The organism is Enterobacter cloacae complex sp. AR_0002 (assembly GCF_001922365.1).
In the GTDB taxonomy this organism is placed as follows: domain Bacteria; phylum Pseudomonadota; class Gammaproteobacteria; order Enterobacterales; family Enterobacteriaceae; genus Enterobacter; species Enterobacter hormaechei_C.
This window is the reverse complement of sequence record NZ_CP018814.1, coordinates 4,185,706-4,202,528: the sequence shown is the minus strand read 5'-3', so window position 1 is coordinate 4,202,528 and position 16,823 is coordinate 4,185,706. Positions and strand designations below refer to the sequence as shown.

Genomic DNA, 16,823 nt, shown 5'->3' with positions numbered 1-16,823 from the left:
ACACAACATTCCATGTTCACGTGTAGTTAGAAAGGAATAAACAAGATATGTTTATTCCCTTTTTAATTAATATACCGATTTTAAAATATTATAACTTTTAAAATATTATAAATATTTCAGGCTGATAGTCAGCTGACCATCAAGTGTGGTATCGTCGGTAATGGCCAGCGTGGTAGTATCCTGAATAGCCAGTGATGTCACCAGCGGGAATGTTGCACTCAGGAATGCCAATGGAACTTTTTCGCCAGATTTTGCAACAGTAAACTCACGGATGTTTTGAGCCTGACTAGAACCATTCGTGCTCGTGGTCCACTTGGAGGTATCACCATTCTGAGTGTAAATAGGATCAACTGTCGCCCCGTCAGCGGTTACGCTATCAACCTTAACAAACATTGCATAGCTGCCGATGTTCACGCCGCCCGTTGTTTTACCTACACCGTAGGTCTGACTAGAATTGGATAGGCTTGCACCGGTAAACATTGCGTTATTAACGGTTAAACCCGCATTCGTCTCTGCACGATCGTCAACCATAGTCCACGAAACTTTCGTCGCAGCAGAACAAGTGATGGTTAGATCGATATTATTCTGACCTAACTGGTTTACTGCGCTGGCAGACAATGAACCAAGGTGAATAGTACCGTAATCTACTACACCACCTTTACTTAATTCTGGAGTACAGGCAGCATTTGTCAGCTTACCTTTTACCTGCAATACTGCGGTATCAGCAGCAAATGCGGAAGCGACGCAAAGAGACAGTGCGGTGGCAATAAGAACTTTTTTCATTCGTTAATCCTTAACATATGATAATTAAAAATAGGTTTCCATCAGGTACAAAACTATTTTTGCAATATGAGCTGTCACTGGGGAACTTTATAATATTATTTTTATAAATATATGCAATTTAGCAAATTTAATTTATACTTTTAGTTTCTCTGATATAATAATCATGAATTATTAAATCGGGTATTACGCAAGGCTACCCGCTTAAATTATTCATTGCGTTTATTATTGTAACCATTCTTCTCGAGATAAAAAAAAACGAAAAATGCAGTCTCATATTCTTATTTTTCGATCAATTTAAAAAATATATAATTTTCTCCAAAAAAAAACGGCCAGGCATAAACCTGACCGTTAAGATTAAAATTGAGTTAGCGTTATTTTACAACGCGTAATGCCGGACGTCCTCCGCGCGGCGGCGGATCGTCATCAGGATCGTTATCATCTTCGCGATCGGGCTTATCACCATCAATCACAGACATCACCGTTTCGCTCTCGGTCCCAACGCCGCCCTCTTCATCGTTCAGGCTCGCAACCTCTTCATCATAAGCTGCTTCCGGCTCAAACATTGTGCCCGCACCGTTTTCACGGGCGTAGATAGCCAGCACAGCTGCCAGCGGCACGGAAACCTGACGCGGCACGCCGCCGAAGCGCGCATTAAAGCGCACTTCGTCGTTCGCCAGCTCCAGGTTACCCACTGCGCGTGGCGCAATATTCAGTACAATCTGTCCGTCGCGCGCGTATTCCATTGGAACCAGCACGCCCGGCAACGTCACATCCACAACCAGGTGCGGCGTGAGCTGGTTATCCAGCAGCCATTCATAGAAGGCGCGCAGCAGATACGGACGGCGTGGTGAAAGTTGTGACATTTCCACAGTCATTAGCCTCGGCCGAGACGCATTTCACGTTCCGGTTCAGTTAAGGATGCCAGGAAAGAGTCGCGTTCAAAGACGCGAGTCATGTAGCCTTTCAGCTCTTTCGCGCCAGGACCGCTGAACTCTACGCCCAGGGTTGGCAGACGCCACAGCAGCGGAGCCAGGTAGCAATCTACCAGGCTGAACTCGTCGCTCAAGAAGAAAGGCTTTTGACCAAATACCGGCGCAATCGCCAGCAGCTCTTCACGCAGCTGTTTACGTGCAGCATCCGCTTCAGAAGAGGAACCGTTGACAATAACGTTCATCAGCGAGTACCAGTCTTTCTCGATACGCTGCATGTACAGGCGGCTTTCACCACGCGCAACAGGATAAACAGGCATCAGCGGCGGATGCGGGAAACGCTCATCCAGGTATTCCATAATGATACGGGATTCCCACAGGGTCAGCTCGCGATCCACCAGCGTCGGTACGCTTTGGCTCGGGTTGAGATCGATCAGATCCTGAGGCGGGTTATCCTTTTCCACATGCTCGATCTCAAAACTGACACCCTTCTCGGCCAGCACGATACGAACCTGATGGCTATAAATGTCAGTAGGACCAGAAAACAGCGTCATTACCGAACGTTTGTTGGCAGCGACAGCCATGAAAACCTCCAGGTATATTCAGAATTTTTACTGCTACCAGCCCAACGGGGCCAGCCAGATGATGTATCGCCCATCCCAGAGAAGACACATTGTTCAAGAATCGAACAAAAATCGAGTATTCACCGATATTTGGGCAGAAAATTGGATGATAGTTTACCAGATTTTGATGGCTTTGTGGTGAGGGGATTCCGGAAATGTGGAAAAAGAGAAGATATATGAAATGTTACTGTGGATAACCTGCGTATTATCCATAAAAAAACCCGCCGAAGCGGGTTTTTCGCCAATCGTTCTGCGTAAGCAGAATGGATTAACGTTTTGAGAACTGTGGACGACGACGTGCTTTACGCAGACCCACTTTCTTACGTTCAACCTGACGCGCGTCACGAGTAACGAAGCCAGCTTTACGCAGTTCAGAACGCAGGGATTCGTCGTACTCCATCAGAGCGCGGGTGATACCGTGACGGATCGCACCTGCCTGACCGGAGATACCACCACCTTTAACGGTGATGTACAGATCCAGTTTTTCTACCATATCAACCAGTTCCAGCGGCTGGCGAACTACCATGCGGGCAGTTTCGCGACCGAAGTATTGTTCCAGAGAACGCTGGTTGATTACGATTTTACCACTGCCCGGTTTGATGAAAACGCGAGCTGCGGAACTTTTGCGGCGACCAGTGCCGTAGTATTGATTTTCAGCCATTGCCTATAATCCCGATTAGATGTCAAGAACTTGCGGTTGCTGTGCCGCGTGGTTGTGCTCGTTGCCTGCGTAAACTTTCAGTTTACGGAACATAGCACGACCCAGCGGGCCTTTTGGCAGCATGCCTTTAACCGCGATTTCAATCACACGCTCAGGACGGCGGGCAATCATCTCTTCAAAGGTCGCTTCTTTGATACCACCGATGTGGCCGGTGTGGTGGTAGTACATTTTGTCAGTACGCTTGTTGCCGGTAACAGCAACTTTGTCAGCGTTCAGAACGATGATGTAATCACCGGTATCAACGTGCGGAGTGTATTCCGCTTTATGCTTACCGCGCAGGCGACGAGCCAGTTCAGTAGCCAGACGGCCCAGAGTTTTACCGGTCGCGTCAACAACATACCAGTCGCGCTGTACGGTTTCTGGTTTAGCTGTAAAAGTTTTCATTAAAAGCTTACCCAAATAATAAGTTACACGTTGGTGAACACCCAAACGTTTAGTCAGTTGAGGTTCACACGACAAAGTCCGGCAAACCTACCCCTTCGAATAGCACATGCCGACACATAGAAAGTTTCGGGAAAAAAACCTTCTCGTAACGTGGGGTCGCAAGATTATAGAGAAGTTGAGGTCAAAGATCGACCCTTAAATGTGATTTGGAATGGGTTTTTCGGGGTTGCGTACTGTGCGGTCTGGTGCCCTCACCCCCAGCCCCTCTCCCACGGGGAGAGGGGCGCATTTATTACGGCATATGCTCACGCTTGAGGTACTCTTCGCTCTGCATCTCTTGCAGGCGCGACAGGCAGCGCTGGAACTCAAACTTCAGGCGCTCGCCCTGATAGATCTCATATAAAGGCACCTCGGCGCTGACCACCAGCTTAACGTGGCGCTCGTAAAACTCATCTACCAGCGCGATGAAGCGGCGCGCTTCGCTCTCCATGAGTGGGGTCATAACGGGCACATCCCACAACATAACGGTATGGAACAGACGTGAAAGCGCAATGTAGTCATGCTGGCTGCGGGCGTCCACGCAGAGCGTTGCAAACGAGACGGCCAGCGTCTGGTTCTCTACGCCAAGCGTCGACAACGGGCGATGATTAATCTCCAGCGCTGGCGCGTTATCCCGCGGTGCCCCTGCCAGCGCCAGCCAGAGTTTATCCATCTCGCTGGCTGTGTCGGCGTTCAGCGGTGAAAGCCACAGGTGCGCCTGCGTTAATGTGCGCAGACGATAATCGACGCCGGCATCGACATTCATGATGTCGCAGTGCTGCTTAATGGCATCTATGGCTGGCAGGAAACGCGCCCGCTGAAGACCATTGCGATAAAGCTCATCCGGCGGGATATTTGAGGTCGCCACCAGGGTGATCCCACGCGCAAACAGCGCTTTCATGAGGCCCCCCAGCAGCATGGCATCCGTAATATCGGAAACAAAGAACTCGTCGAAGCAGAGCACGTCCGTTTCCGCCTTGAAGCGATCGGCCACAATCTCCAGCGGGTCGGTTTCGCCCTGGAGCGCCGTCAGCTCTTCATGGACCCGCAGCATAAAACGGTGAAAGTGCAGACGCTGCTTACGCGTGCCGGGCAGGCTCTGGTAGAACATGTCCATCAGCCAGGTCTTACCCCGCCCAACGCCACCCCACATATATAATCCACGAACCGGTGCGTTTACCGTGGGCTCTTTTTTGCCCAGTAAACGGCCGAATGCCGCCTTCAGCCCACTGCTCTGCACCGCATCGGCGGGTTTCGCCAGAATTTCCTGATAAATCGTGTCCAGGCGGTTAACCGCTTCACGCTGGACATCATCCGGCTGGTGTGTGCCCTCGCTCAGGGCCAGTTGGTAACGCGATGAAGGGGACAGGTTTTGCATGATGTTGTTGTTATTCCTTTAGTTAAACCTCACCAGCGCGCGTGGCTGATGAAAAAAAGGCCGTTCTACACTACGCGATGATACGTCAGGATTCCACTTCTGCGGAAATAGCGGTTATAGTGGCATAATCAGGCACAGGCAGGAGCCGAGCCAACACCCTACGGAACAACAAGACAACGGGAGAAGTTCATGACCTGGGAATATGCGCTAATCGGTTTAGTCGTCGGCATCATCATTGGTGCTGTGGCCATGCGTTTCGGTAACCGCAAATTGCGTCAGCAGCAGTCACTGCAATACGAACTGGAAAAGAACAAAGCCGAACTGGAAGAATATCGCGAAGAGCTGGTCAGCCACTTTGCCCGTAGCGCTGAGCTGCTGGACAACATGGCGACAGATTATCGCCAGCTCTACCAGCACATGGCGAAAAGCTCCAGCAGCCTGCTGCCGGAAATGACCGCGGAGACCAACCCCTTCCGCAATCGTCTGGCGGACTCTGAAGCCGGTAACGATCAGGCACCGGTTCAGATGCCACGCGACTATTCAGACGGCGCGTCCGGCCTGCTGCGCGGTGGCGTAAAACGCGATTAATCGCACAACCTGAATAAATTTTACGGGCGCACCTTATGCGCCCGTCCTTTCTTCCCGTCCCCAGCTATTATTTAGTCAAACACCTCATTGTTCAGCGGTTGAAAATTCAATAACATCAAGATGTTTTTGGGGCCGTTCTTTTTCATTCCAGGATACGAGAGTCAGCATCGATGAAGAAAAAAAACCAGCTGTTGAGCGCCTTAGCGTTAAGTGTCGGGTTATCTCTCTCGGCGTCCTTCCCCGTCAGTGCGGCACTGCCTTCGCAGGTGCCTGGACAAGAAGCCATTCCCAGCCTTGCGCCGATGCTTGAAAAAGTCCTGCCTGCGGTAGTCAGCGTTCAGGTGGAAGGGACGGCACGCCAAAGCCAGCGTATTCCCGAAGAGCTGAAGAAATATTTTGGCGAAGACGCGCCGGATCAGCAGGCTCAGCCGTTTGAAGGTCTGGGCTCAGGGGTGATTATCGACGCGGCTAAGGGCTATATCCTGACCAATAACCACGTGATCAGCCAGGCCGATAAAATCAGCGTTCAGCTGAACGATGGCCGGGAGTTTGACGCCAAACTGATCGGCGGTGACGATCAGAGTGATATCGCCCTGCTACAGGTACAAAACCCCAGCAACCTGACCCAGATCGCCATTGCTGATTCCGATAAGCTGCGCGTCGGTGATTTTGCTGTCGCGGTCGGTAACCCGTTCGGCTTAGGCCAGACCGCCACCTCCGGAATTGTCTCCGCTCTGGGGCGCAGCGGCCTGAATCTCGAAGGGCTGGAAAATTTCATCCAGACCGATGCCTCCATCAACCGGGGCAACTCCGGCGGTGCGCTGCTTAATCTGAACGGTGAGCTGATCGGCATCAACACCGCTATCCTCGCGCCAGGCGGCGGCAGCATCGGGATTGGTTTTGCCATTCCGAGCAACATGGCGAAAACTCTGTCTCAACAGCTGATTCAGTTTGGCGAGGTTAAGCGCGGTCTGCTGGGCATCAAAGGCATGGAGATGAGCGCCGATATCGCCAAAGCTTTTAAGCTCAACGTCCAGCGCGGGGCGTTTGTCAGCGAAGTGTTGCCCAACTCAGGCTCTGCGAAAGCGGGCGTGAAATCCGGTGACGTTATTGTCAGCCTGAACGATAAACCGCTGAGCAGCTTCGCTGAATTACGTTCGCGTATTGCCACCACGGAGCCTGGCGCTAAAGTGAAGCTGGGCCTGATCCGCGAGGGCAAACCGCTGACCGTGGAAGTGACGCTGGACAAGAGCACCTCCTCTTCCGCCAGCGCAGAACAGATCTCCCCGGCTCTACAGGGCGCTACGCTGAGCGATGGTCAGCTTAAAAACGGCACGAAAGGCATTTCTGTCACTACCGTTGAGAAGAGCAGCCCGGCCGCGCAGGCAGGTTTGCATCAGGACGACGCGATCGTGGGCGTGAACCGTACTCGCGTGCAGTCTATTGCCGAAATGCGTAAGGTGCTGGAGAGTAAACCGGCGGTCATTGCCCTGCAAATTATCCGTGGCAACGATACCCTCTACATTTTACTGCGTTAACCATTTGCGACTCCGGGCATCGCCGCTGCGTGTGATGTCCGGATAACTCATGTTATGCTGCAAACCGTTCCTTTTTTAACGACACACGCATCATGCTTTTAAAGCTCTTTCGTTCAATTGTCATTGGTTTGATCGTTGCCGGTCTGCTGCTGGTGGCTATGCCATCTTTACGCCAGTTCAACAAACTGTCGGCTCCTCAGTTCGACAGCACGGATGAAACGCCTGCGACGTACAATCAGGCGGTACGCCGTGCCGCCCCCGCCGTGGTTAACGTCTATAACCGCGGGCTTAACAGTTCTGCTCATAACCAGCTGGAGATCCGCACGCTCGGTTCCGGTGTGATCATGGATGACCGGGGCTACATCATCACCAATAAACACGTCATTAACGATGCCGACCAGATTATCGTCGCCTTGCAGGATGGCCGCGTGTTTGAAGCCCTGCTGGTGGGGTCGGACAGCCTGACCGATCTGGCGGTGCTGAAGATCAACGCCACCGGCGGTCTGCCGACTATCCCGATTAATCGCAAACGAACGCCGCATATCGGCGATGTGGTACTGGCGATCGGTAACCCGTACAACCTGGGCCAGACCATCACTCAGGGGATCATCAGCGCGACCGGTCGAATCGGCCTGAACCCGTCAGGGCGGCAGAACTTCCTGCAAACCGATGCCTCTATCAACCACGGTAACTCCGGCGGTGCGCTGGTGAACTCTCTGGGCGAACTGATGGGCATTAACACCCTCTCCTTCGACAAGAGCAACGACGGCGAAACACCGGAAGGGATTGGCTTTGCCATTCCATTCCAGCTGGCGACCAAGATCATGGACAAGCTGATCCGCGATGGCCGCGTGATCCGTGGCTACATCGGTATTGGTGGGCGTGAAATCGCACCGATGCATACGCAGGGCGGTGGTATCGATCAGATCCAGGGGATTGTGGTCAACGAAGTGGCGCCTGGCGGCCCGGCGGCCAATGCAGGTATCCAGGTGAACGACGTTATCCTTTCCGTCAACGGTACGCCAGCGGTCTCTGCGCTGGAAACCATGGACCAGGTGGCTGAGATTCGCCCGGGCTCCATCATCCCTGTTGAAGTCATGCGTAATGACAAGAAGCTGACGATCCAGGTCACCATCCAGGAATACCCGGCCACTAACTGACGGGCATAAAAAAACGGAGCTTAGCGCTCCGTTTTTTTTACCGGGACAAGATCACTTGTTAACGAACTCTTCGCCCAGCGTGATGTCTTTCTTCAGCGTATCCAGCATGCCTTCCATCGCGTTTTGCTCAAACGCGCTCAGCGTGCCGATAGACTTACGCTCTTCAACACCGTTTTTACCCAGCAGCAGCGGCTGAGAGAAGAAGCGCGCGTGTTCACCGTCGCCTTCAACATAGGCACATTCAACAACGCCTTTTTCGCCCTGCAACGCGCGAACCAGAGACAGGCCGAAACGTGCCGCCGCCTGACCCATAGACAGGGTTGCAGAACCGCCACCCGCCTTCGCTTCCACCACTTCGGTGCCTGCGTTCTGAATGCGTTTAGTCAGGTCAGCCACTTCCTGCTCGGTGAAGCTCACGCCCGGGATCTGCGACAGCAGAGGCAGGATGGTCACGCCAGAGTGACCGCCGATAACCGGCACTTCCACTTCCGTTGGCTGCTTGCCTTTCAGCTCAGCCACGAAGGTGTTGGAGCGGATGATATCCAGCGTAGTTACGCCGAACAGTTTGTTCTTGTCGTAAACGCCTGCTTTCTTCAGTACTTCTGCTGCGATGGCAACGGTGGTGTTCACCGGGTTGGTGATGATACCGATGCACGCTTTCGGGCAGGTTTCAGCGATCTGCTGAACCAGGTTTTTCACGATGCCCGCGTTGACGTTGAACAGGTCTGAACGATCCATACCCGGTTTACGTGCAACACCCGCGGAGATCAGCACCACGTCGGCACCCTGCAACGCAGGACGCGCATCTTCACCGGAGAAGCCTTTGATTTTCACAGCTGTCGGGATGTGGCTCAGGTCAACCGCCACACCTGGGGTTACCGGAGCAATATCGTACAGGGAGAGTTCTGAGCCTGAAGGCAGTTGGGTTTTCAGTAGTAGGGCAAGCGCCTGGCCGATACCACCAGCAGCGCCGAGGACTGCGACTTTCATCCTAAACTCCTTATTATGGTTAACTTAAGTATCTGTAACTCCGTTGCGGCGACCATAATTCAGCACGTCATTAATTACAATTTTCATCGCTAAAGAATTTGAGGTCGCACGTCTTTCACCTTCACCTGAATACTATCGGGCTGTAGGCAACAACGAATTAAGAGGGGGTTACAATACACCCTGCCACGCCACCAAAACAACATCATTTTGATAACATTTAATTTACTTTTAAGGTTATTTGCGCGGCGTGACCCAGGCATGTTTTCCGATAACGAAATCTGATAAAATCTCTCCCTTTCATAACATTATTTCAGCCTGGCGTCAGGTAGATAATTTGCATAAAAATTCATCCACATGCATAATAATGTTGTTTCTATCGTCATATTCCAGGTGACTTATGCGAAGCTCGTCTAAGCAAGAAGAATTAGTGAAGGCGTTTAAAGCGCTACTCAAAGAAGAGAAATTTAGTTCTCAGGGAGAAATTGTTCAGGCGTTGCAGGAACAAGGCTTCGACAACATCAACCAGTCGAAGGTCTCTCGCATGTTAACCAAGTTTGGAGCGGTGCGTACGCGCAACGCCAAAATGGAAATGGTTTATTGCCTGCCTGCTGAACTTGGCGTGCCAACGACCTCCAGCCCGCTGAAAAACCTGGTTCTGGACATCGACTATAACGATGCCGTGGTCGTGATCCACACCAGCCCGGGCGCAGCCCAGCTGATTGCCCGCCTGCTGGACTCGCTGGGTAAAGCAGAGGGGATCCTCGGGACCATCGCCGGTGATGACACCATTTTTACCACCCCGGCAAATGGTTTCTCGGTGAAAGACCTCTACGAAGCGATTCTGGTCCTGTTCGAACAGGAGTTGTAATTGTCTGCCCCGTAGCGCCTGACTGCGGGGATCATTCTGCTGCTTCCGCGTTTTACCCTGCTTTTCTCTGCCTGCTGTTTTTGCAAATAGTGCTTTTTACCGCCTGTTAACATTCATTCAGTGAATGATCTGCCGCAAAACCGCACAAAAAATCAAATTGATCTATCCCTTTGATTTAGGAAAGAAAAAACCATAAACCTTGCATTGTGGCGTCCTTTTTTATGCATTCGCGTTATAAAAAATGATTTTTTTAACACGTAATAACAGAGGAAACCATTAGCCTGGTATTAATTTTTAGCGTGATTAGTGTATACTTGATTTTGTGATGAGGGTCACAGAACAAAGACCCCAGTAAAATAATTGACGAGGTAAATAATCATGAAAATTAAAACCACTGTAGCTACCCTGAGCGTACTGTCAGTCCTGTCATTCGGTGCGTTTGCAGCCGACACCATTAATGCCGAACAGGCACAATCCCGTCAGGCTATCGGGACTGTTTCTGTTGGTGCCATCGGTACGTCTCCGATGGACATGCACGAAATGCTGAACAAAAAAGCGGAAGAACAGGGTGCGTCATCTTATCGCATCATCGAAGCGCGCAGTGGCGACCACTGGCACGCTACCGCAGAACTGTACAAATAAACCCTCGTCGTATCTCATCATACGACTTGCCCCTGACCTCCCGGTCAGGGGCTTTTTTATCACTGGCGCACGTTGAAACGCAGTTGCCCTTCCAGCTCCTCCTCCGCTTCATCAAACAATAAAATCAATGCGCCAAAGCGTCTGCGCAGTTTTTCAGGCAGATGGGTAAATTCGATTTCCAGCGGTAACGGCAGCCTGTCGCCGGTAACCACATCCCACAGCATATCAAGATTGCTTACGCTGCCCCGCTCCAGGTCGAACGCCCGAATAAACTCGCGATAGAAGTCTTCCTGACTCTCAATTTCGTCAAAATCAAAGGTATAAATTTTCATTGCCAGCCACCCGGTACAGGCGGGCGGCAAATGCCGCCCTGTCTATTATAATCCCCCGATATGCAGGGTTTTAACTTCCAGAAACTCCTCCAGCCCCAGCACGGACCCCTCGCGGCCCAGCCCGGACTCTTTTACGCCCCCAAACGGACCCAGTTCGGTCGAGACCGCACATTCATTAATTCCGATCATGCCGCTCTCAATGGCCTGTGAGACGCGGAACACGCGCGAAAGATTCTGGGTATAAAAGTAGGCCGCCAGCCCGTAAGGCGTATTGTTAGCGCGCATAACCACTTCGTCTTCCGACGTGAAGCGGAAGCAGGCGGCTACGGGACCAAAGGTCTCCTCTTCTGCCAGCTTCATGCCTTCATGGCAGTCACCGAGTACGGTTGGCATCCAGAAGTTGCCGCCAAGTTCGTGCGGTTTACCCCCAGCCAGCACCGTGGCGCCCTTCGCTACCGCATCTTCGACGTGCTCACGCACTTTCTCGACAGCCGAAGGCTCAATCAGCGGGCCGACAACGACGCCCTCGTCCAGACCGTTACCCACCTTCAGCGCCTTCACCGCATCGGCAAGTTGATTGACGAACTTGTCATAGACCGTCTCCTGAATATAGAAACGGTTTACGCTGACGCAGACCTGCCCGGCGTTACGGAACTTATTGGCGATCGCGCCTTTGACGGCGGCATCAATATCCGCGTCCTCGAAAACGATATACGGCGCATTACCGCCCAGCTCCATCGATACCTTTTTCATGGTCTCTGCGGAATTGCGAACCAGCGTTTTCCCGACGGCGGTTGAACCCGTAAACGAGATTTTGCGCACGTCATGGCTGGCCATAATGGCGTCGCTAATTTCTGAGGTGCTCCCCGCGACCGCATTCAGCACACCATCCGGCACACCGGCCTGCTTCGCCAGCGTCAGCAGCGCAAAGGCGCTCAGCGGCGTGTTGTTTGCAGGTTTGATCACGCCGGTACATCCTGCTGCCAGCGCCGGGCCGAGCTTACGGGTGAGCATAGCCATCGGGAAATTCCATGGCGTGATAGCAGCAACCACCCCGACAGGTTCACGAGTGGCCAGAATACGGGAGCCAGGTTTAACCGGAGGAATGATTTCACCGTTGGCGCGCTTGGCCTGCTCGGCAAACCACTGAATGAAGCTGGCAGCGTAGTCCACCTCACCTTCAGCCTCTTTCAGCGGCTTGCCCTGCTCGGTAGTCATCAGCCGCCCGAGCCAGCTTTTGTTCTCGATAATCAGTTCATACCAGCGATAGAGGATCGCGGAACGCTCTTTTGCCGTTTTTGCGCGCCATGCGGGAAAGGCCTTCGTCGCGGCCACAATGGCCTCTTCGGTTTCGGCTTTTCCTGCTTTCGCCACTTTCGCAATGACCTCGCCCGTGGCCGGGTTTAGCACATCAAACGTGGTGTCGAGTGTTTTCCAGATACCGTTGACCAGATACCCGGTCTGAAAAAGAATACTGTCCTGAAGAGCCTGGGTTGTCATGTGTCCTCCCTTCCTGAATGTTTGAACCTGCAAGAATAAGTATAGCCACAAAAAAACCGACGCTTTTGGCGTCGGTTTTCTCTTCGTTAGCTGTCTGTCAGCGCATTCTGGTAGCGGTGCAGCATAAACACCAGCCGCTCTACCGGCTCGGTAACCTGCGGCGGCGCTTCCCAGATCCGCAGTTTCTCCTGGTAGATATCCAGCTCCTCCAGCAGTTGCTTAAAGTAGCGGCGACGTTTGTCATCACTGGATGCCGATATCACATGGTCCGCCGTGCGCCGTAGCTGGCGGTGGAAGGCGGACAAATCGTCGTTGATCGGCACTGGCGCGTTCCGCAGACGCTGGTGCGCGATAATCATGGTTAACGCCAGGCGGAAGCGGGCGACATCGCCCGGGAATTTATTCAGCAACAGGAACAGCTGCTGATAGAGCGCCGGCAGGTGGTTCTCCTTGCGCCGCGCGGTGTTGGTGGTCAAGGACGATACGGCGGCCGATACAAACTGATTCAGCAGCACGCGCCCTGTCCGCGCCTGAGAGTTATCCCGCACCAGCAGGATCACCATCATTGCCAGGAAACAGCCCACCAGCTGACCTAGTGCGCTATCCAGGAACTGACTGAAATGGAAGGTCATCGGGTTATCCAGCACGATGATGTTAATCGTACTCGCCAGTGCGCCTAACGATCCCAGACGGCGTTTTTGTACCTCAATCCCGATAAAGAACGCCATCACCGCCAGGCTGATGCAGAGCAAAAGCATGCTTTGCTGCGTCGAGGGAATAATCACCAGGAAGTAGAGCGCGCCAATGGGTAACGCCGCAATGGTGCCGTACAGAAAATCGATCGCGACCATGCGCGGGTTGGGCAGACGCATCGCCAGCGCGGTGACGACGGCAATCATCACCATCGCGCCGCTGCCAGACGTCCAGCCGGTCCACAGCCAGAACAGCGTGCCGAGTATACAGGCCAGGGTGGTACGCCAGAAGTTAACCATCGCATGATGGCGCTCGGCGGATTCAGGTTTGATCACCACTTCGCCCTGTAACACCTCTTCTTCCGCCGCACTGATTTTGGTGTTGCTAATCACGCCGCGTTTCAGGAGCAGGTAGCGCGTTGCGGCGCCTACCCAGGTATAAATGGTGACTGGCGTATCCCGTTCTCCTGTCCACGCAATCACACGACGCATGCGTTTAAGCTGTCGATGCACGTCCTGCACCGTCTCCACAGGCTCATCAAACAGTTCGCGGAAAGTATCCGTTACCACTTCGGGGCGGGTGTTCTGAATCAGGTAGGTTTCACACGCCTGGGTGATCAGCGTTAACGAGACGGTATTGATCGCTTTCAGACGACGGTTGGCCCGCTCCCAGCGGGAAGACTCCATATTGAGGTTACTGCGCATCCCTTCCAGCGCCTGCGTGCGGCGCACCAGCGCACTCCAGGCCTTGTCGACCTCTTCGCTGTCGCCGTGCTTAATGCACAGCTGCATGAGCTGGTACTGAGCAACAATCAGCGCGTCCAGCTCACGATCGACTTCCTGCTTGATGGATCGCGGAGAGAAGAGCAGGTCTGCGACAATCGCGCAGACGATACCAATGACAATCTCGCTGCAACGTTCCACGGCGAACTGCGGAGCAAGCAGCGGTTCACTCTGAATGGTGATGATAATAATCAGCGCGGTATATCCCGCCAGACCCCAGGCGTACGAGTTCTCCACCTTCACCAGCGAAGAGACCCAGGTGCAAAAACCCGCCCAGATACAGCATACAATCAGCATCAGCAGCGGCGTGCGGATCATCAGGATGATAATGGTCAGGGCGGCGATACAGCCGATAAAGGTGCCGATAATACGCAGCATCCCGCGATAGCGAATTGCCCCGGAGTAAGGTTCGCCACCCGCCGCGAAGGCAGGACCGGCGGCGACGATCGCGGCGGTCAGAACGGCCCAGCGCGGCGTTTCAAGCTGGAAATGGAAGCCAACAAACAGCGCCAGCACAATGGCGCATGCCAGCTTCACGGCGAAGCGGATGTGCTGGCTGGCGATGGAAAAAATGCCCATAGCGATCAACCAAACTCGCGCAGGCGATGGGCGATTTGACGGAAGATAGAATCCTGGCTGGCATCACGGTCTTTTTCACCCGTGATCACCACCGTCGCCGTGGTGCCTGCGGGCCAGAGGTTGCTCTGCTGCTCATCCAGACGAATGCGTACCGGTACGCGCTGCGCCAGACGAACCCACTCGAGGTTAGAATCGACGGTCGCCATCCCTTTTGAATCATTGGTACTGCTGGAGTTGGTCACCCCCGCGGCCACGCTGTCCACGGTTCCCTTCAGGACCCGGTTGCTGCCGAGCGGCGTGATTTCGGCGCGATAGCCCGGACGCACGCCTTCCAGCTTGGTCTCTTCCATATAGGCGAGGACGTAGAAAGAGTTCTGTTTCACCAGCGCCACGGCCGTAGAGCCGCGCGTGATAAACTCGCCCGCATAGACATTGAGGTTGGTCACCCAGCCATCGGACGGGGCGCGGATAACGGTACGTTCCAGATCGAGCTTCGCCAGATCGCGCGTCGCCTGCGCTTTTGCCAGCTGATGCAGCACGGTTTGCAGCACGTTATTGGACTGGTCAATCTCTTCCCGGGACATGGCCTGGATGCCCAGCTTGTTACGGCGTCCTGCTTCACGGCGTTTTTCAGAGGCCAGCGCGTTGTAATACGCCACGTCGGCTTCCGCTTCTTCCAGTGCTTTTTGATAGCGCGGCTGGTCGATGGTGAACAGCACCTGATCTTTTTTCACCAGTTGGTTATCGTGGACGTTGACTGCCGTAATGAGACCGGCGACATCGGGCGCTATCGCGACCACCTCCGCGCTGAAACGCGCATCGCGCGTCCACGGGGATTCGGTGTAATAAACCCAGGCGCGAAAAATAGCGATGAACGCCAGGATGACCAGCGCCATAGTGATGGCAGTGCGGGAGATTTTTCTTGTTAGCGTTTTCACATCAACCTCAGACAAACATGCGCGATATTAAATAGAACAGGCAGCAATACAGCGCGGTATTGAACAATGCAGGATGCCAGACGAAATCATAAATCCCGGTAGGGACCAGCACCTTGCGCACCAGCCAGAAGATCGCCAGTGATAAAAGAAGCTCGAAAAATATCGGTGGGAACGACAAACCGAACACCACGATAACGGGAAACAGACTCATGTTGACCTTGATTAAAGAGAGTGCAGGTTACTGGATTTTTAAGCTCGCGCCGCCGCAGGAGAGCAAGAATTGCCGGGCGAGAGTGGCGCAGCCGTTATGTAATTAATAATATATTAACGTAACTGTTATGCTGTTATCTATCATATGTGATCTAAATCACTTTTAAGCCAGAGTGAATAATGGAACGTCTAAAACGCATGTCCGTCTTTGCGAAAGTGGTTGAGCAAGGCTCTTTTACCGCCGCAGCACGTCAGCTACAAATGAGCGTCTCATCCATTAGCCAGACAGTGTCAAAACTGGAAGATGAGCTTCAGGTGAAGCTGCTCAACCGCAGCACCCGCAGCATCGGGCTGACGGAAGCGGGTAAAATTTACTATCAGGGCTGCCGTCGAATGCTGCATGAAGTGCAGGACGTTCACGAGCAACTCTATGCCTTTAACAACACGCCTATCGGCACGCTGCGTATCGGGTGTTCTTCAACTATGGCACAAAATGTTCTCGCTGCCATGACGGCGGAAATGCTGAAAGAGTATCCCGGTTTAACCGTTAATCTGGTTACGGGCATTCCGGCACCGGACCTGATTGCCGATGGGTTAGACGTGGTGATCCGCGTTGGCGCGTTGCAGGACTCTAGCCTGTTCTCGCGTCGACTGGGCAGCATGCCGATGGTGGTCTGCGCTTCGAAAAGCTACCTGGCACAGTATGGCGTGCCGGAGAAACCTGCCGATCTGAGCAACCACTCGTGGCTGGAATACAGCGTTCGGCCAGATAACGAATTTGAACTGATCGCGCCGGAAGGGCTTTCCACTAAACTGCTGCCTGAAGGCCGCTTCGTCACCAACGATCCGATGACCATCTCACGCTGGCTGGTGGCCGGGGCCGGGATCGCCTACGTACCGCTGATGTGGGTGATCAACGAGATCAACAGCGGCGTGCTGGAGATCCTCTTCCCGCGCTACCAGTCCGATCCGCGTCCGGTGTACGCGCTCTATACGGAAAAGGACAAGCTGCCGCTGAAGGTGCAGGTCTGTATTAACTATCTGACGGACTATTTTGTGGAAGTGGCGGAGCTGTTTCAGGGCATGCGGGGCAGAAGGAAAGAGTAGGCTTTTCCCCTCTCCCCGTTGGGGAGAGGGTTAGGGTGC

Annotated in this window: 18 protein-coding genes; 6 read left to right on the top strand and 12 right to left on the bottom strand. The window is 53.3% G+C overall.

Going from position 1 to position 16,823, the window contains the following annotated elements:
* Positions 1-105 precede the first annotated feature (105 nt).
* From AM329_RS20830 to zapE, 6 genes are all read right to left on the bottom strand, one after another.
* Positions 106-783 carry a DUF1120 domain-containing protein gene (locus AM329_RS20830; protein WP_023323800.1) on the bottom strand — a complete coding sequence of 226 codons (678 nt, stop codon included), beginning with the start codon at positions 781-783 and terminating at the stop codon, positions 106-108.
* A 371-nt stretch (positions 784-1,154) separates the two neighbouring features.
* Positions 1,155-1,652: a ClpXP protease specificity-enhancing factor gene (gene sspB / locus AM329_RS20825; RefSeq protein ID WP_003860440.1), complete on the bottom strand. Its 498-nt coding sequence runs from the start codon at positions 1,650-1,652 to the stop codon at positions 1,155-1,157.
* A 5-nt stretch (positions 1,653-1,657) separates the two neighbouring features.
* On the bottom strand, positions 1,658-2,296 hold the full coding sequence (sspA, locus tag AM329_RS20820; RefSeq protein ID WP_003860438.1) for a stringent starvation protein SspA: 639 nt from the start codon (positions 2,294-2,296) through the stop codon (positions 1,658-1,660).
* A gap of 307 nt (positions 2,297-2,603) precedes the next feature.
* Complete coding sequence (rpsI, locus tag AM329_RS20810) at positions 2,604-2,996, bottom strand: 30S ribosomal protein S9 (protein WP_003860436.1); 393 nt, start codon at positions 2,994-2,996, stop codon at positions 2,604-2,606.
* Positions 2,997-3,011: 15 nt separating this feature from the next.
* Positions 3,012-3,440, bottom strand: coding sequence for a 50S ribosomal protein L13 (gene rplM / locus AM329_RS20805; RefSeq protein ID WP_003860434.1), 429 nt, complete (start codon positions 3,438-3,440; stop codon positions 3,012-3,014).
* 292 nt (positions 3,441-3,732) lie between these two features.
* The gene (gene zapE, locus AM329_RS20800) at positions 3,733-4,857 is read right to left on the bottom strand and encodes a cell division protein ZapE (protein ID WP_023314916.1); all 1,125 of its coding nucleotides are present in this window, start codon (positions 4,855-4,857) and stop codon (positions 3,733-3,735) included.
* Between the two features lie 189 nt (positions 4,858-5,046).
* Here zapE and zapG point away from each other — a divergent pair, with 189 nt between their 5' ends.
* The 3 genes from zapG to degS all read left to right on the top strand — a co-directional run bounded on the left by zapG (position 5,047) and on the right by degS (position 8,143).
* Positions 5,047-5,445: a Z-ring associated protein ZapG gene (gene zapG, locus AM329_RS20795; RefSeq protein ID WP_003860432.1), complete on the top strand. Its 399-nt coding sequence runs from the start codon at positions 5,047-5,049 to the stop codon at positions 5,443-5,445.
* Positions 5,446-5,615: 170 nt separating this feature from the next.
* The gene (degQ, locus tag AM329_RS20790; RefSeq protein WP_032607999.1) at positions 5,616-6,983 is read left to right on the top strand and encodes a serine endoprotease DegQ; all 1,368 of its coding nucleotides are present in this window, start codon (positions 5,616-5,618) and stop codon (positions 6,981-6,983) included.
* A 92-nt stretch (positions 6,984-7,075) separates the two neighbouring features.
* Positions 7,076-8,143, top strand: coding sequence for an outer membrane-stress sensor serine endopeptidase DegS (degS, locus tag AM329_RS20785; protein ID WP_003860430.1), 1,068 nt, complete (start codon positions 7,076-7,078; stop codon positions 8,141-8,143).
* Between the two features lie 51 nt (positions 8,144-8,194).
* On the opposite strand, the gene mdh is transcribed toward degS, so the two are convergent.
* Positions 8,195-9,133 carry a malate dehydrogenase gene (gene mdh, locus AM329_RS20780; RefSeq protein WP_003860429.1) on the bottom strand — a complete coding sequence of 313 codons (939 nt, stop codon included), beginning with the start codon at positions 9,131-9,133 and terminating at the stop codon, positions 8,195-8,197.
* Positions 9,134-9,530: 397 nt separating this feature from the next.
* Here mdh and argR point away from each other — a divergent pair, with 397 nt between their 5' ends.
* Entirely contained in the window at positions 9,531-10,001 is a 471-nt protein-coding gene (gene argR, locus AM329_RS20775) for a transcriptional regulator ArgR (RefSeq protein ID WP_003860428.1), read from the top strand.
* A 378-nt stretch (positions 10,002-10,379) separates the two neighbouring features.
* Complete coding sequence (gene yhcN, locus AM329_RS20770) at positions 10,380-10,643, top strand: peroxide/acid stress response protein YhcN (RefSeq protein ID WP_003860426.1); 264 nt, start codon at positions 10,380-10,382, stop codon at positions 10,641-10,643.
* 59 nt (positions 10,644-10,702) lie between these two features.
* On the opposite strand, the gene AM329_RS20765 is transcribed toward yhcN, so the two are convergent.
* From AM329_RS20765 to aaeX, 5 genes are all read right to left on the bottom strand, one after another.
* Complete coding sequence (locus AM329_RS20765) at positions 10,703-10,975, bottom strand: barstar family protein (RefSeq protein WP_003860424.1); 273 nt, start codon at positions 10,973-10,975, stop codon at positions 10,703-10,705.
* Between the two features lie 45 nt (positions 10,976-11,020).
* Positions 11,021-12,475, bottom strand: coding sequence for an NAD-dependent succinate-semialdehyde dehydrogenase (locus AM329_RS20760; protein WP_003860422.1), 1,455 nt, complete (start codon positions 12,473-12,475; stop codon positions 11,021-11,023).
* Between the two features lie 86 nt (positions 12,476-12,561).
* Positions 12,562-14,529 carry a p-hydroxybenzoic acid efflux pump subunit AaeB gene (aaeB, locus tag AM329_RS20755; protein WP_003860418.1) on the bottom strand — a complete coding sequence of 656 codons (1,968 nt, stop codon included), beginning with the start codon at positions 14,527-14,529 and terminating at the stop codon, positions 12,562-12,564.
* A gap of 5 nt (positions 14,530-14,534) precedes the next feature.
* A complete protein-coding gene (gene aaeA / locus AM329_RS20750) occupies positions 14,535-15,467 on the bottom strand; it encodes a p-hydroxybenzoic acid efflux pump subunit AaeA (RefSeq protein ID WP_003860417.1) in 933 nt (310 codons plus the stop codon).
* 7 nt (positions 15,468-15,474) lie between these two features.
* Positions 15,475-15,678, bottom strand: a complete 204-nt coding sequence (aaeX, locus tag AM329_RS20745; protein ID WP_003860416.1) for a p-hydroxybenzoic acid efflux pump operon protein AaeX — start codon at positions 15,676-15,678, stop codon at positions 15,475-15,477.
* Between the two features lie 179 nt (positions 15,679-15,857).
* On the opposite strand from aaeX, the gene aaeR reads away from it, so the two are divergent.
* On the top strand, positions 15,858-16,784 hold the full coding sequence (aaeR, locus tag AM329_RS20740; protein ID WP_003860415.1) for an HTH-type transcriptional activator AaeR: 927 nt from the start codon (positions 15,858-15,860) through the stop codon (positions 16,782-16,784).
* Positions 16,785-16,823: the final 39 nt, after the last annotated feature.

Coding starts and splice junctions, on each gene's coding strand:
- AM329_RS20830 (WP_023323800.1), bottom strand. CDS start 783: ATGAAAAAAGTTCTTATTGCCACCGCACTGTCTCTTTGCGTCGCTTCC.
- sspA (WP_003860438.1), bottom strand. CDS start 2,296: ATGGCTGTCGCTGCCAACAAACGTTCGGTAATGACGCTGTTTTCTGGT.
- rpsI (WP_003860436.1), bottom strand. CDS start 2,996: ATGGCTGAAAATCAATACTACGGCACTGGTCGCCGCAAAAGTTCCGCA.
- rplM (WP_003860434.1), bottom strand. CDS start 3,440: ATGAAAACTTTTACAGCTAAACCAGAAACCGTACAGCGCGACTGGTAT.
- zapE (WP_023314916.1), bottom strand. CDS start 4,857: ATGCAAAACCTGTCCCCTTCATCGCGTTACCAACTGGCCCTGAGCGAG.
- zapG (WP_003860432.1), top strand. CDS start 5,047: ATGACCTGGGAATATGCGCTAATCGGTTTAGTCGTCGGCATCATCATT.
- degQ (WP_032607999.1), top strand. CDS start 5,616: ATGAAGAAAAAAAACCAGCTGTTGAGCGCCTTAGCGTTAAGTGTCGGG.
- degS (WP_003860430.1), top strand. CDS start 7,076: ATGCTTTTAAAGCTCTTTCGTTCAATTGTCATTGGTTTGATCGTTGCC.
- mdh (WP_003860429.1), bottom strand. CDS start 9,133: ATGAAAGTCGCAGTCCTCGGCGCTGCTGGTGGTATCGGCCAGGCGCTT.
- argR (WP_003860428.1), top strand. CDS start 9,531: ATGCGAAGCTCGTCTAAGCAAGAAGAATTAGTGAAGGCGTTTAAAGCG.
- yhcN (WP_003860426.1), top strand. CDS start 10,380: ATGAAAATTAAAACCACTGTAGCTACCCTGAGCGTACTGTCAGTCCTG.
- AM329_RS20765 (WP_003860424.1), bottom strand. CDS start 10,975: ATGAAAATTTATACCTTTGATTTTGACGAAATTGAGAGTCAGGAAGAC.
- AM329_RS20760 (WP_003860422.1), bottom strand. CDS start 12,475: ATGACAACCCAGGCTCTTCAGGACAGTATTCTTTTTCAGACCGGGTAT.
- aaeB (WP_003860418.1), bottom strand. CDS start 14,529: ATGGGCATTTTTTCCATCGCCAGCCAGCACATCCGCTTCGCCGTGAAG.
- aaeX (WP_003860416.1), bottom strand. CDS start 15,678: ATGAGTCTGTTTCCCGTTATCGTGGTGTTCGGTTTGTCGTTCCCACCG.
- aaeR (WP_003860415.1), top strand. CDS start 15,858: ATGGAACGTCTAAAACGCATGTCCGTCTTTGCGAAAGTGGTTGAGCAA.